This window comes from Chryseosolibacter indicum (assembly GCF_018598585.1).
Lineage (GTDB): Bacteria > Bacteroidota > Bacteroidia > Cytophagales > Cyclobacteriaceae > Chryseosolibacter > Chryseosolibacter indicus.
This window is the reverse complement of record NZ_JAHESD010000003.1, coordinates 165,010-178,859: the sequence shown is the minus strand read 5'-3', so window position 1 is coordinate 178,859 and position 13,850 is coordinate 165,010. Positions and strand designations below refer to the sequence as shown.

Annotated in this window: 14 protein-coding genes; 4 read left to right on the top strand and 10 right to left on the bottom strand. The window is 38.9% G+C overall.

Features of this window, described 5'->3' with window-relative positions; translation table 11 throughout:
- Window positions 1-249: 249 nt before the first annotated feature.
- Window positions 250-1,170 carry a hydrogen peroxide-inducible genes activator gene (locus KK060_RS02525; RefSeq protein WP_254151852.1) on the bottom strand — a complete coding sequence of 307 codons (921 nt, stop codon included), beginning with the start codon at window positions 1,168-1,170 and terminating at the stop codon, window positions 250-252.
- Between the two features lie 423 nt (window positions 1,171-1,593).
- On the opposite strand from KK060_RS02525, the gene KK060_RS02520 reads away from it, so the two are divergent.
- Complete coding sequence (locus KK060_RS02520) at window positions 1,594-2,289, top strand: SIMPL domain-containing protein (RefSeq protein WP_254151850.1); 696 nt, start codon at window positions 1,594-1,596, stop codon at window positions 2,287-2,289.
- A 77-nt stretch (window positions 2,290-2,366) separates the two neighbouring features.
- On the opposite strand, the gene KK060_RS02515 is transcribed toward KK060_RS02520, so the two are convergent.
- Both KK060_RS02515 and KK060_RS02510 read right to left on the bottom strand, forming a co-directional pair.
- On the bottom strand, window positions 2,367-3,251 hold the full coding sequence (locus KK060_RS02515) for a YsnF/AvaK domain-containing protein (protein WP_254151848.1): 885 nt from the start codon (window positions 3,249-3,251) through the stop codon (window positions 2,367-2,369).
- Between the two features lie 62 nt (window positions 3,252-3,313).
- Entirely contained in the window at window positions 3,314-3,727 is a 414-nt protein-coding gene (locus KK060_RS02510; protein WP_254151847.1) for a YsnF/AvaK domain-containing protein, read from the bottom strand.
- Between the two features lie 174 nt (window positions 3,728-3,901).
- Here KK060_RS02510 and KK060_RS02505 point away from each other — a divergent pair, with 174 nt between their 5' ends.
- Window positions 3,902-4,489: a hypothetical protein gene (locus tag KK060_RS02505; RefSeq protein ID WP_254151845.1), complete on the top strand. Its 588-nt coding sequence runs from the start codon at window positions 3,902-3,904 to the stop codon at window positions 4,487-4,489.
- 73 nt (window positions 4,490-4,562) lie between these two features.
- Here the strand turns inward: KK060_RS02505 and lysS are convergent, their stop codons facing one another.
- On the bottom strand, window positions 4,563-6,293 hold the full coding sequence (gene lysS / locus KK060_RS02500; protein WP_254151844.1) for a lysine--tRNA ligase: 1,731 nt from the start codon (window positions 6,291-6,293) through the stop codon (window positions 4,563-4,565).
- A 63-nt stretch (window positions 6,294-6,356) separates the two neighbouring features.
- Window positions 6,357-7,532, bottom strand: coding sequence for a proline dehydrogenase family protein (locus KK060_RS02495; RefSeq protein WP_254151842.1), 1,176 nt, complete (start codon window positions 7,530-7,532; stop codon window positions 6,357-6,359).
- A 116-nt stretch (window positions 7,533-7,648) separates the two neighbouring features.
- Here KK060_RS02495 and aroB point away from each other — a divergent pair, with 116 nt between their 5' ends.
- Window positions 7,649-8,680, top strand: coding sequence for a 3-dehydroquinate synthase (gene aroB, locus KK060_RS02490; RefSeq protein WP_254151840.1), 1,032 nt, complete (start codon window positions 7,649-7,651; stop codon window positions 8,678-8,680).
- On the opposite strand, the gene KK060_RS02485 is transcribed toward aroB, so the two are convergent.
- Window positions 8,677-8,868, bottom strand: coding sequence for a hypothetical protein (locus KK060_RS02485; RefSeq protein WP_254151838.1), 192 nt, complete (start codon window positions 8,866-8,868; stop codon window positions 8,677-8,679). The genes aroB and KK060_RS02485 overlap by 4 nt on opposite strands.
- Before the next feature lie 95 nt (window positions 8,869-8,963).
- On the opposite strand from KK060_RS02485, the gene aroA reads away from it, so the two are divergent.
- Window positions 8,964-10,184, top strand: coding sequence for a 3-phosphoshikimate 1-carboxyvinyltransferase (gene aroA / locus KK060_RS02480; protein ID WP_254151836.1), 1,221 nt, complete (start codon window positions 8,964-8,966; stop codon window positions 10,182-10,184).
- Window positions 10,185-10,240: 56 nt separating this feature from the next.
- Here aroA and KK060_RS02475 read toward each other — a convergent pair whose 3' ends face one another.
- From KK060_RS02475 to KK060_RS02460, 4 genes are all read right to left on the bottom strand, one after another.
- Window positions 10,241-11,026 carry an ABC transporter substrate-binding protein gene (locus tag KK060_RS02475; RefSeq protein WP_254151834.1) on the bottom strand — a complete coding sequence of 262 codons (786 nt, stop codon included), beginning with the start codon at window positions 11,024-11,026 and terminating at the stop codon, window positions 10,241-10,243.
- Window positions 11,027-11,488: 462 nt separating this feature from the next.
- A complete protein-coding gene (locus KK060_RS02470; RefSeq protein WP_254151832.1) occupies window positions 11,489-11,998 on the bottom strand; it encodes a YfiR family protein in 510 nt (169 codons plus the stop codon).
- Window positions 11,999-12,082: 84 nt separating this feature from the next.
- Window positions 12,083-12,595, bottom strand: a complete 513-nt coding sequence (locus KK060_RS02465) for a YfiR family protein (protein ID WP_254151831.1) — start codon at window positions 12,593-12,595, stop codon at window positions 12,083-12,085.
- Between the two features lie 109 nt (window positions 12,596-12,704).
- Window positions 12,705-13,775 carry a M42 family metallopeptidase gene (locus tag KK060_RS02460; RefSeq protein WP_254151829.1) on the bottom strand — a complete coding sequence of 357 codons (1,071 nt, stop codon included), beginning with the start codon at window positions 13,773-13,775 and terminating at the stop codon, window positions 12,705-12,707.
- Window positions 13,776-13,850 lie beyond the last annotated feature (75 nt).

Sequence of the window (13,850 nt, the reverse complement as noted above, 5' to 3'; positions counted from 1 at the left end):
CAGTGCAGATTCTGTGATACTGCTTTGTAAATTCAATGATTCTTCATGAAAAACGCGTTTTTATGAAGGTTGGCAGAAGGATTACAGAAGAATGACAGAAGCACGACTATAGCCATACTAAAGCTTCACTAACAGAAAAGGCAGCCTTGTAACAGCCTCATCCCCACGCGTAAGGTTTTATCGTAGACAAACAGGGCTAAATCCGAATACCGGTTTAGAGGGATTTTAGGGCCTTATACAGGCCTTACTTTAATTCCAGCGTACGCGAATGTACTTGTCGTTCTTTTTGAAATGCTGGGGGATCGACTTAAGTATAGCCTCTCGTAGCTTTTCAAGTAAGGTTTCTTTTACAAAACCATTGCTTACCACAAGACTTACTTCCCGAACAGGCTCAGGCGAGGTAAAATGTTTTACGTGTTTATTTTTCGCATTTACAGCAAGTTCAGGAATTAAGGTATATCCGTAGTTATTATCGACCATGGCTTTAAGCGTTTCAAAGGAGCCACTTTGATAATTTAACTGATGATGGGACTTTTTACTTTTGGCCGTACATAGGTTCATTACTTGCCCTCTGAAACAGTGACCTTCTTCCAACAGCAAAAGGTTGTCAGCAGTTAGTGACTTCAGATCAACCTTTTCCTGGTTGTAGTATTTAAGATCTTCTGAGGTGTATAGAAGAATAGGCTCGTAAAAAATAGGGATCTCTCGAATGTCCTTATCATCTATGGGTGTGACAAGAATGGCTATGTCAAGTCGGTTATTCTTTAGCTGCTTTACAATTTCATCCGTCTGCATCTCCATCACAGTAAAAGATGTTCCCGGATGGTTTTTCAAAAACTCATTGAGGAACCTTGGTAGCAGGTAGGGAGCAAGCGTTGGTATAACAGCCAGACGGTAATCTCCTTCAATTGAATCCTTTTCATTTTTGATAAACTCCTTCAAGTTTTTCACTTCCTGGAGGATCTGCCTGGCACGATGCAGTACCATTTCCCCCGATGGTGTTGGCTTAAGGGGTTGCGATCGGTCAAAAATTTTAACACCCAACTCATCCTCAAGTTTTTTCACCATCATACTCAATGTTGGCTGTGTTACATGACAATGTGCGGCAGCCTTTACGTGGTTCCGAAAAATATCAAGAGCAACAATGTATTCGAGTTGTTGTAAGTTCATCCCGATTTCAGTTTTATATATAACCGATGATAGACAAAATTAATATACCATTAATAAATATTGATATCGCTTATATAACATTTATATTAATTCGGCGATAGCAAAAGGTTATGAACAGTAAACTAACCTTAAATCAATACGCATTATCAGGAACTATAAAGAAGTTATCAGAAAGGATTGCTATATCATGATTTACTCGAAGAAGGTAATTCAAATTATAGTCACGTATTGATGGAGATGAACATCGAAAAATGTTTTTAGAGAGTTACCTGCTCTATTGAAGTTGTAGTAAGATTGTCAGCTACGAAAAGTCAATGAAATTGTTTTCTCTTTCTAATAAAGCACTGAATTATTTTTTATCATCTACTACAACTTCCGGCACCTAATTTGTGTCTAACCACATAATAAATTATAAATCTCTTTATGAAAATCAGATTCTTGCTTTTAGCATTCCTTATTATTCCATTCATGAGTATAGCACAAAATGAAGTTTTTAAAGGTGAGCATTTTATTGAAGTAACTGGCACAGCACAACAGGAAATAGAACCTAACGAAATATATACTACCATAAGACTTCGTGAATTCGAAGAAAACCGGGAGAAAGTTTCGCTTGAGAAATTAGATAAGGATTTTTTAAATGCGCTTAAAGATGCAGGCATTGATCGTAAAAGACTTGAGTTGGCTGATGTAGGATCAAAACTTGATAAGCTAGGCAAGAAAGAGAAAGACGCTTTTAGAGAAAAGACTTATCAGATTAAACTAACAAGCGCAGCAGAGCTTGAAAAACTGGTTGAGAAACTGCAGTCAGTAAAAATTGATTTTGTAGATATTACCCGGTTAAGCCATTCTGACCTTGACAAGATTAAGATGGACTTAAAAATAAAAGCATTACAGGCAGGAAAAGCGAAGGCTGAGACTCTACTTAAAGCTATAGGTGCTGAAGTAGGTAAGCCACTTATGGTTAGAGATTGGGAGATAGAGCCTGTTCAGCCAATGATGGAGTATAAAGCAAACGTAACAATGCGTGCTCAAAGTCAGGATGAAGCAGAACCATCTTCGGCAGGATTCAGGAAGATAAAATTACAGGCACAGATTGTAGCACAGTTTGAAATTAAGTAGGTTTTAAGGATTCGCACTAAAGAAAAAAGCGGTGTTACCACCGCTTTTTTTATCTAAGAAAGTTTAAAAGGTATTAGTTATTTTCGACTTTGATCAAGCGATGACTCGCCTTTGTTAAATGTTGAATCATTATCAATATCAACTTCTGTTCTTCTCACGGTATCGCGGATTACTTCATCTCGGTCTCTTATCTCTTTATTTACATTCACTTCTTCAACAACGCGAGCTTCTTTGTTAACAACAGGCACCTCTGCCCTCTGTTTTATTTCAATCTCTCCTTCACGAAAATTACTGAGATCACCTTCACGCACTGGCCTGTTCACAGGGTTACGCTCTACCGTAACACGCTCTTCGCGCAACCTGATAATCTGTTCAACAGGTTTTTCAACAATACGACTTCTCAACCGTACAGTTCCTTTATCAACTTCACGTTTGTCTACATGAAGTTGTTCTTCTATAACAGGAATTGTTTGATTGGTATCAATAGCATTTCTATCTCTTGTCCCTACAGTTTCTTCAGGTTCTGGATCATCATTTAAAGCGTCGGTAGTTAAAGCACCATCAGCAGAAGAAACAAGATCCTGATGCGGTCTTTCTGTCGACTCCCTGATTTGTCTTGAACGTTCATCAACATCTATAGCCCCACTGCTGTCTAGAATTTCTGCTGCCCGCAGTGCCTCTTCATTGGTATCAGTAACAACGGTCACAATAGCTGCATGGCGAGCCACATTTGTGTAACGTGTTGATTCTTCATCACTATCAAACATAGATTTGAAGAACCTACTGATCTTTTCTCCGAACCCGTTAGGCTCGTTGTCATTGTCTACGTTTTCAAGCACGCTGTGTTGGTTATCGTAGGTAATATCTACTTGGTCTATTGTAAAGCCGTTAGCACTTAAGTTCTCAACGGCATTCTGTGCTTCTGTTGAACTATCAAATATTCCAATTATCGTATGTGACATGATTTTAACTTTTGATTTAATTGTCCATTACTACTTCTTCACTTCAAATACGCAACGCTTGCTTAAGTATTTGCTCCCGCTTCCCCCTGTTCTATTGAAACTTTTTCTCTTCTGAGTTTGACAGGAGTTTCAGAATGCTCCTGTACCGACTCTTTAGATATGTGTAACTCTTCCACCAATACAAGTTGTTTCTGAACAACCACCTCTTCCTTTAAAACCGAAACAATCATCGTATTGCCCTCGTACCGAACAGCAGGCGGAGGAGTAGCTACCGGGCGATTAATTTTCACCCTTTCGATTGTAATATGATCATGGGCCAAGGATGCGTCAATTACCACTTCCTTTTCCTCCACGTCTTTTTTCAAACGAACACTTCCTGTTTCTACCACTTCCGCACCAACCCTTAACCGCTCTTCAACTACCGGTATCGTTGTTCTTTCTGTCGCTGACACCTGTTCCCTATCTTGCTGTTTCATAGTTGATTTTTTGTAATTATCTCTACAAACAAAATCGTTCCCTATATACAATGGGGCTTAAAAAAACAGATGTACCTGCGGGTAATGCGATCAAATAAACCGCCGCTATACTTATCACCATTCACCGTTTTACTAAAACGGCGGCACGATTTTTATTCTGTATAGGGTACTGGCATGAAAACCGCGCTGCTACTTATATTATCATTAATGGCTATTCAGGTAATAGCGCAACAAACAGAAATAAGCTCTGGTATTACCAGTTTTGAAATAAAGCTAGATAGAAAATCTCCCTATAAAAACTTAGGCTTTAACACTACCAATATTGACAGGCACTACATATATAATGTAGTGGTTGAGGCTATTAAACGGGGATTACATGCCAATGATATGAAAAGCATGCACTCACCTGAAGTGGTTCTTATGTTTGATGACTATGTCAATCATCAAAAAAGAGAAAAAAGAAACACGATGAGCGGTTCGGATTTGAAAATACTAAAGAATGGCAACTTTGATTATTTCATCAAGATTTTCGGCAAACTAAACATGAACAAGGCAAGTCAAAACAATGCTATCTTCAAGTTAAATGTTTATGTTTTTGACGGTGAAGGATCACTAATAAGCAAAACCAAATCTAAGGCACGTTCTAAAGTAATTCCTTTTGAAGAAAGCGAAACACTTACAGAAGTTGATTATCCTATCACTGAAAATGATTTTATACAACTCGTAAAAAAAGCTGCAACTACGCTTGAAATTACAATGTAGTTACAACCTTTAGTGATATCTTTTAAATTAACGACTTTCAGAACTTAAGCCAATAAGGTAAACCCGAAGGTTATTACTTTAACCATCCTTCCACCTCTTGCAATGTCGGGTTTTGAATATTCTCCAGCTTCATCTTTTTACGAATACCACAAACATCATTAAAAAGCTTAGATGCCTTCATTTCTTTCATCTGTGCTACTGAAGTAATGCCGAGTTTCTGTAATAAAGGGATAAGCTCAGGTCTTACTCCTACTTCTGCAAACTCTTGCGCTGCAACAGGGGAAGAAGCCTTTTCAGGTTTCATTTGCGGGAAGAACAGCACATCCTGGATAGAAGGTGAATTGGTCATAATCATAGAAAGGCGATCAATACCTATACCTAATCCTGCTGTTGGTGGCATTCCGTATTCAAGTGCACGCAGAAAATCTTCATCGAGTGTCATGGCTTCTTCATCACCACGTTTACCCAGTTCAAGTTGGTCCTCAAAACGTTGACGTTGATCGATTGGATCATTTAACTCAGAGAAACTGTTAGCAATTTCTTTACTGTTACAGATCGCTTCAAACCTTTCAACCAAGCCGGGCTTGCTTCTGTGTTTCTTTGCCAATGGCGACATTTCTACCGGATAATCAGTAATAAAGGTAGGCTGAATAAGATTAGGCTCGCACTTCTCACCGAAGATCTGATCAATAAGTTTTCCTTTACCCATGGTGTTATCCATTGGTACATGAAGCTTCTTACACGTCTCACGAAGCTGTTCCTCATCCATAAAGGTTATATCAATACCAGTAAAATGCTGAATAGCCTCAAACATGGTAAAGCGTTGCCATGGTCTCTTGAAATTGATTATGTTTTCACCAACCTTAACTTCAGTAGTACCATGAAGATCCAAGGCTACCTTTTCAATCATCTCCTCTACCAGATCCATCATCCAATTATAATCCTTATACGCAACATAGAGTTCTATCTGGGTAAATTCAGGATTATGGAAACGAGACATTCCTTCGTTTCTGAAATCTTTCGAGAATTCATAAACGCCGTCAAAACCACCTACGATGAGTCTTTTCAGGTATAACTCGTTTGCAATACGGAGATATAAAGTCATATCAAGCGTATTGTGATGCGTTTTAAAAGGACGTGCCGCAGCGCCGCCGTAAAGAGGTTGAAGAATAGGCGTCTCAACCTCAAGGTATCCTTTGTTATTAAGGTAAGAACGCATCGAGTTTACCAATTTCGTTCTTTTTACAAACGTATCGCGAACGTGCGGATTAACGACCAGGTCTACATAGCGCTGACGATAGCGTTGCTCTGGATCTGTAAAGGCATCATGCATTGTAACATTACCCTGCTCATCCTTGGTAGTTTTTACAATTGGCAGAGGTCGCAATGCTTTTGAAAGAAGCTTTAAACTGGTGGCGTGGATGGATGTTTCACCAACCTGTGTTTTAAAAACAAAGCCAGTAATACCGATAATATCGCCTATATCGAGAAGCTTTTTAAATACCGTGTTATAAAGTGTTTTGTCTTCACCAGGACAGAGGTCATCACGACGAAGATATACCTGAATCCTGCCTGTTTCATCCTGAAGCTCAACAAAGGAAGCATTACCCATTACGCGGGTACCCATAATTCTGCCAGCAATAGAAACAGCCTTGTAGTTGCCCTTCTCCGGATCGAAATTTTCAAGAATATCTTTAGCAGTAACATTTACTTCAAATGATTCTGCCGGATAGGGATTGATCCCTAATTTCTCAAGGTCTTGTAATTTTTGCCTGCGGATAACTTCCTGTTCGCTTAATGCCATATACTTATTTTGCAATTGACTGGCAAAAATAATGGAATTAGGCAGAGGTAAAAATGAGAATTGTTAAGCTAGTTTTCTTCGCTTTAATTCTTTGCGTATTAAAGTGAGCTCCCTACTGCTTTGCCCTGCCACAGAAGTATTTTCGGCTGCCCGTCTTAACAAGTAAGGCATCACTGCTTTTACAGGACCATAAGGCACATACTTGGCTACATTATAGCCTGCTTTGGCGAGGTTAAAGGAGATATTATCACTCATTCCGTAGAGCTGAGCAAACCAGATTCGCTTATCTTCAGCGGCGATACTGCGCTCATGCATGAGCTGTGTGAGTAAAAGATTACTCTGCTCATTATGCGACCCACACATTACTGAGACCCGATCTAAATTCTCGACGCAAAACTTTAATGCATCATTAAATGCATTATCTGAGGCTTCTTTATCGGGTTGGATAGGACTTGGATACCCCAATTGAGAGGCGCGTTCCCTTTCTTTCTCCATATAAGCGCCTCTAACGACTTTAGCACCCAAAAAATAACCTTGTTGCTTTCCTTTCGCTACGGCCTCTTTAAGGTTTGATAAGGACTGTGTTCGATACAGCTGATAGGTATTGAATACAATTGCTTTTTCCTTGTTATAGGATGACATCATTTCATAAGCAAGCAAATCAATTGTATCCTGAATCCAGGTTTCTTCGGCATCAATTAACACAGGAATGCCTTCTCTGTGAGCAGCGAGGCATATTTTGTTAACGCGAAAACGAACCCTTTGAAATGCTGCTTCTTCTGCTTTTGTCAGTTCCTTTTTTGCCTGAATCTTTTCCAGGAGATCAAAAGAAGCCAAGCCTGTTACCTTAAACACGGTAAAAGGAATACGACCCGATTGACTGGCTGTAGTAACAGTACGCAGGGTTTCCTGCATGGTTTTATCAAATCCATTCTCGCTTTTCTCTCCTTCTACAGAATAATCGAGTATGGTACCGATGTTAAAGCTGGCTAGCTGATCTATAACAGCAGCACTGTTCTCTATTGTTTCGCCTCCGCAAAAATGCTCAAAAGCGGTCTTCCTGATGATTCCTTCAACAGGCAAATTCAGTTTTAAGGCCAGCTTAACAGAACTGGTTGCCATTGCCGATAACCATGGATGATTTACCATGGAAAAGATAAAATTAGCTTTTTTTAGAGCCGAGTCCGATTTGTAGGAAAAGGCAACTGAGGTGTCATCAAAAGATATTGCGGGTGCCATAGGTTAATGAGTGCGCAAATATATAATAGCATTATCCCTTGTCTAAATCTATTTCAGCAAAGATTCTGGAACCAAACAAAGACGTTTTATAACTTTCCGCGATATTAATTCAAATAATGCCTGATAACATTTTGTTTTCAAAGGATCCTGCAAGCGATCTGAATAAATTCTTAGCCGAAAAAAAATATAGTAAGATTTTAGTACTTACTGATACAAACACCGCAAAACACTGCTATCCTGTTATCAATACCATTCCTTCCCATTCAACATTTGTGATAGAAAGCGGTGAAGCACACAAGAACTTGGTAAGTTGTGAGAATATCTGGATGAAGATGACCGAACAGCATCTTGATAGACATTCTGTTCTTATTGTTCTTGGTGGGGGTGTTCTGGGAGACATGGGTGGCTTTTGCGCCGCTACTTATAAAAGAGGTATCGACTTTATCCTTGTTCCTACTACACTATTATCACAAGTTGATGCAAGCATTGGTGGTAAGCTTGGAATCGATTTTCATCATTTTAAAAATCATATCGGGGTATTTCAAACACCAGCTCTTACACTGCTCTATTCCGGATTTCTTAAAACATTACCTGAACATGAAGTAAGATCAGGTTTTGCAGAAGTGATTAAGCACACTTTAATTTCTGATGAGAACATGTGGCAGCATGTTAAAACTTCAGATTTAGAACATCAGAATTGGGATGTTTTGATTAAACATTCAGTAGACTTTAAAGCAAAAGTTGTACAAGAAGACCCGAAGGAAAAGGGACTGCGAAAGATCTTAAATGCAGGCCATACAATAGGTCATGCAATAGAAACTTATTTCCTCACGAATAACAGAACTATTATGCACGGCGAAGCCGTGGCTGCAGGTCTTATTGCTGAAGGCTTTATAGCAGTTGAAAGAAATCTTCTTTCTAAAGCTTCGCTTACAGAAATAAACAATTACATCATTAAGGTCTTTGGCAAGCTCCAATTCTCTGCACTGGAAGAGAAGCAGATTGCAGAACTTACCACACAGGATAAGAAGAATAAAGGCAACAAGATTCTGAGTGTTTTACTTACCGGAATAGGTAAAGCAAATTGGGATTACGAGATTACTTTAAGTGAGGTAGAAAGGGCTCTGTCTTTTTACCGTACACTTTAAACGTAATGCACTTCAGAATCATCATACACTTTATTGGAAACCTTCTTCATGGATCCTTTTAAGGTTGATGTACTTTTAGAAATGATTTTTTTGGTAGCTTCCTTACGAGTGCCTGTTAGTAACCATGCAGCTAACAAGGCACCGGATGCCACACTTACTCCGATTGTTAGTTTACTTGTTTTGCTCATACTACAATTTAACTTTTTTTTGGGTTTAAATGTTTCATTTCTCGATAAAAAATATTTGCATTCAACTAATTTGCGATTCTTAAATTGAAATCACTTTGAATAACACTATAACGATCCAAAAAAACTCTTCGATATACGGTACAGCAAATCTTCTTCCAGCTTCAAAGAGTATAAGTAACAGAGTACTGATTATAAATGCACTTGCGGGCAATGCATCGCAGTTGCATAATTTATCAGATGCGAATGACACGCAACTGATGTTGCGATTGGTAAACTCAAAGGATCGGATTATTGATGTTGAAGACGCAGGAACTACCATGCGTTTTCTTACAGCCTATTTTTCTATAACAAACCAGAGGAAAGTGTTAACGGGAACGCAACGTATGAAAGAGCGCCCCATAGGAATACTTGTAGATGCCTTACGAACATTAGGCGCAGATATTGATTACCAGGAGAAAGAAGGTTATCCTCCGCTTACTATCAATGGATTTAACGGACAAAAGACTACGTCATTAAAAATTCGCGGAGACATAAGTAGTCAGTTTATTTCTGCTATAATGATGGTAGCACCTGTTTTACCTCAGGGCATAAAGCTTGAACTAGAAGGTAAGATCGGTAGCAGGCCATATATAGAAATGACCGCATCGCTAATGGCACAATTTGGAGTAAAGACCAAATTTGTAGGAAACTTAATTACGGTAACACCGCAAACCTATACCCCTACTGAATTTACAGTAGAATCAGATTGGTCAGCCGCGAGTTATTGGTTTGCCATAACAGCGTTGGCTGAAAAAGCTGAAGTGCTATTGCCAAGAATTTCACTTCATTCACTTCAGGGAGACAGGGCGATTGTTGATATCATGAAAACTTTAGGAGTAGAAGCAGAAATCGAGGGAAGCCAGTTAAAGCTATCGAAAGGGAGTATAACTAAAGAATTGCGTTGGGATTTTACACACTGTCCTGATTTGGCACAGACTGTTGCGGTAGTATGCGCAGCAAAAGGTGTTAAAGGATCCTTTACAGGATTAGAAAGCCTTAGAATAAAAGAAACAGACAGAATTACAGCCCTTCAAAATGAACTAAAGAAAATAGGTGCTGATCTTATCGAAGAGAGTTCACAATGGACTTTAGTGCCCACGGATAAACTTCCGACACGAGTAACCTTTGCTACTTATAAAGATCATCGTATGGCAATGGCATTTGCTCCTCTTGCAACATTAATGGATGTTGATATTGAAAACCCCGGCGTAGTAAAGAAATCATATCCAAATTATTGGAATGACTTAAAAGCGGTGGGATTCCATTTAACAGAGTAACAGAATGCATGTAGATATCTTATTAACTGACTTGTTAAGTCAAGTGATGGCGATAACTATTCAGCTAAACTTAAACTATTAAAATAAGCAGGAGCGAGCTTTAACCTACTTCCATACCACGAAAACATCTCGCCATCTATAAGTATTACCTTTGCCGTAGGACATAGAGATTCTATTTCCCCGATATGTTTCTCCTGGAATGGAAATGGCTCTGATGACAGCATGATAATGTCAGGATCTAACGAGGTGATATCTTCACTTGACAAAACAGGATAACGTTGTTCGCTCTGTAAGCAATTAACCAGTCCAAGCCGAAGGAGCATGTCGTGGATAAATGTTTCAGATGCGGCAGCCATCCACGGATTTCGCCAAATAAGGTAAAGGACCCGCTTTGACAACATCTTCTTTACAGATGTAAAACTGCTGTTGATTTGTTGGATTAAAGCATCGGCGCTTTCGGAGCGGCCTACAAGGTTTCCGATAGAATTTATCATTGCCAGCGCCTCTGATAGATTTTTAATATCGCTCATCCATACGGGGTATTTCTTGCTGAGCTCTTGTATGCCTTCAATGTAATTCTCCTCCTTGTTGCCGATTATCAAATTAGGGTTAAGTTCTCCAATTACATCAAACCAGAAATTCTTTGTTCCTCCAATTATGGTCTTGGTTTTAAGCCATCCAACAGGATGAATACAAAACTTGGTAATACCTATTACTTCTTCATTTAAACCTAAATCGTGTAAAAGCTCGGTCTGTGAAGGCACAAGGGAAATTATTCTTTGCGGTGGTTGCGAAAGTAGTGTTTCGTTACCCAATTGATCCGGAAATGATTTCAACGCCATTTCCAAATATAGGTGATGATTTTAAAACAGGAAGGAATAAAAAAACGCACAGGAAACGTAGAGAAAAGACCCTCTCTATAAAAACTCTACGCCCCTGTGCGTGTATCTTAATAACTCCTCAAGGAGTAAATTTGATCTTTGATTTCTTTGGAAGAGAATATAAGGAAGCTCTCACATCGACTATTTAACATTAAGTGTTTATCGTTTTGTTCCGCTTACCCTTTATTTACTTCTACTTATATCTAAAACTCAAACTGATTTCTCGCTCAAATAATGTCCTCAAATATCACTAAGGATAGGGGATCTGAAAACAAATTTATTATGAACGGTTAAGATGTAATTCGTAATACGATCTGTATCAATAAGACAATCAAAGTACTAAAATTGTTCTCGAAGTCTTATAAATATTCTAGTCATTGTGTACGAAATACATAAACCAGCGTTGGCAGATTAAGATTAAAACTAGATTACAATTGCCATACTGGAAAGCTGGCTTGATACTTTGAGGTTTGACGAGTTAACCATTCCCTGATTCAACTCAAATCTAAGCTTTCCTTCAACCACTTTAAAGTTGATGCAGCTACCTTTTTGACCGAGGCCGTTGCTATCAGTAATGGTTAGAATAGACTTACCGGTAATGATATTCTTCACATCATCAAAATCCTTGCTTTTTGATTTACCAATGTAAACAACTTGGCATCCTGCTGCATCTGCAGGGGCAGCAAGTTTCTTTATGACATATTTTTTAGCCCCTTTTGGCTTGCCATCGTACCATTGTTTGAGTGTATTAAACACATTTTCTTCACCCAATACCCCCACTACAAACTCTCCGCCATCGCTTTCATTAGGCCATTGAACATACTTAATGAAATTATATAACATAGCCGAGTGGATTTCGTGCGGCGGTCTCTCCTGTGCTTCAGTTCTCATTACGAAAACAAGCATCATCAACAAAACAAGTATGTTTTTCATAGTCTAAAAGTTTGGCTTATCGCGAATTTACGACAAAAAACGAAAAACCCCACCTTTTAACAGGTGAGGCTTTCAAACAACCCATTAAATCAGTATAGCCATTGAAGAAAGAGCACCTGAAACTTTGAGATTTGAAGCCTCAATAGCTTTTTGGTTTAACTCAAACTTCAATTTATTGTCGACGGTTTTGAAATTGATTGCGCTTCCTTTCTCACCCAATCCGTTTTTATCTGTAATAACAAGGGTTCCTTTTCCTTTTACTTTAGTATTTACCGCATCGAATTCGTTACTCTTCGATTTATCAATAAATACTACATGGCAATCAGTTAAATCAGAGTTGGAACTGAATTTCTTAATAACGTAAGTTTTGTTACCTCTTGGCTTTCCGCCATACCAGGTTGTAAGTGTTTTGTATACATCTTCATTGCCGATCACGCCAATAATAAATTCTCCTGAAGAAGCATGATCAGGCCATTGAACATATTTGGTGAAATTGAACACCATCATGGAGTAAACCTCATGAACTGGCCTGTCCTGGGCCATTATTGTATTGCTTGCCAGGCTAAAGACAAATAATGCAAGTATTATTCTTTTCATCTACTAAGGATTTTACGGTTTGTTTGATATAACAAAAATAGGTTCTGACATCAGTTTGCCAGAACCTATAAGCTGCTTAACCTTAGTAATGTAAGATTTAAAGTAGAAATTACTTAATGTAACGGAAGTCGTGCCCTGCCTTCAACTGCAACAGGAATTCATAAATCAAGTTTACAACGTTTTCGACGTCATCTTTATGCACCATTTCCACCGTTGTATGCATGTACTTTAGTGGTAAGGAAATCAATGCAGAAGCTACTCCTTCAGCAGAATATGCAAAGGAATCAGTATCGGTGCCAGTAGAACGGGAAACTGCCTGACGTTGGAAAGGTATTTTGCGCTTCTGGGCTGTTTCCAGGATCATTTTTAATACGTTATTCTGAACGGCAGGACCGTAGCATAAAACAGGTCCATTACCACATTTTAGATTACCGCTTTCTCTTTTATTGTACATTGGCGACTGGGTGTCGTGGGTAACGTCTGTACAAATAGCTAAATCAGGTTTTAGTCGTCGGGAAATCATTTCAGCCCCACGCAACCCTATTTCTTCCTGTACTGAATTTACGATGTAGAGACAGAACGGAAGCTTTTTCTTATTCTCGCTTAATCTACGTGCCACTTCGGCTATCATAAATCCGCCCATGCGATTGTCCAGTGCACGACCTACCAGCCAGCGTCTGTTCATCTCCATGAGCTCATCTTCAAAGGTAATGACACAACCCACATGGATACCCATTGCTTCTACTTCCTTCTTAGACTCTGCACCTACATCGATAAAAATGTTTTTTAAAGAAGGTGGTTCTTCTTTTCCTGCATCGCGAACGTGAATAGCAGGCCATCCAAATACACCCTTAACGATTCCATTATCGGTATGAATGTTAACGCGTTTGGAAGGAGCGATCTGATGGTCTGAGCCACCATTGCGTTTTACATAGATATAACCTTCTTCGGTAATATAATTCACAAACCAGGAAATCTCATCAGCGTGTGCTTCGATAACTACCTTGTAAGCGCCTTTCGGATTAATAACCCCTACAGCAGTTCCGTAGACGTCTACAATACGATCTTGTATATAGGGTTTAATATAATCCAACCATATCTGTTGCCCTGAAGATTCAAAGCCAGTGGGGGATGCATTGTTAAGATATGCGTATAGAAACTCTTTACTTTTTTTATCCATAGTGTTTTACTAAATAAACATTAAAGCAGAAGGCTGCAAAAATAGTTAAAATCGAATAAGGAATATGGCGTCTTT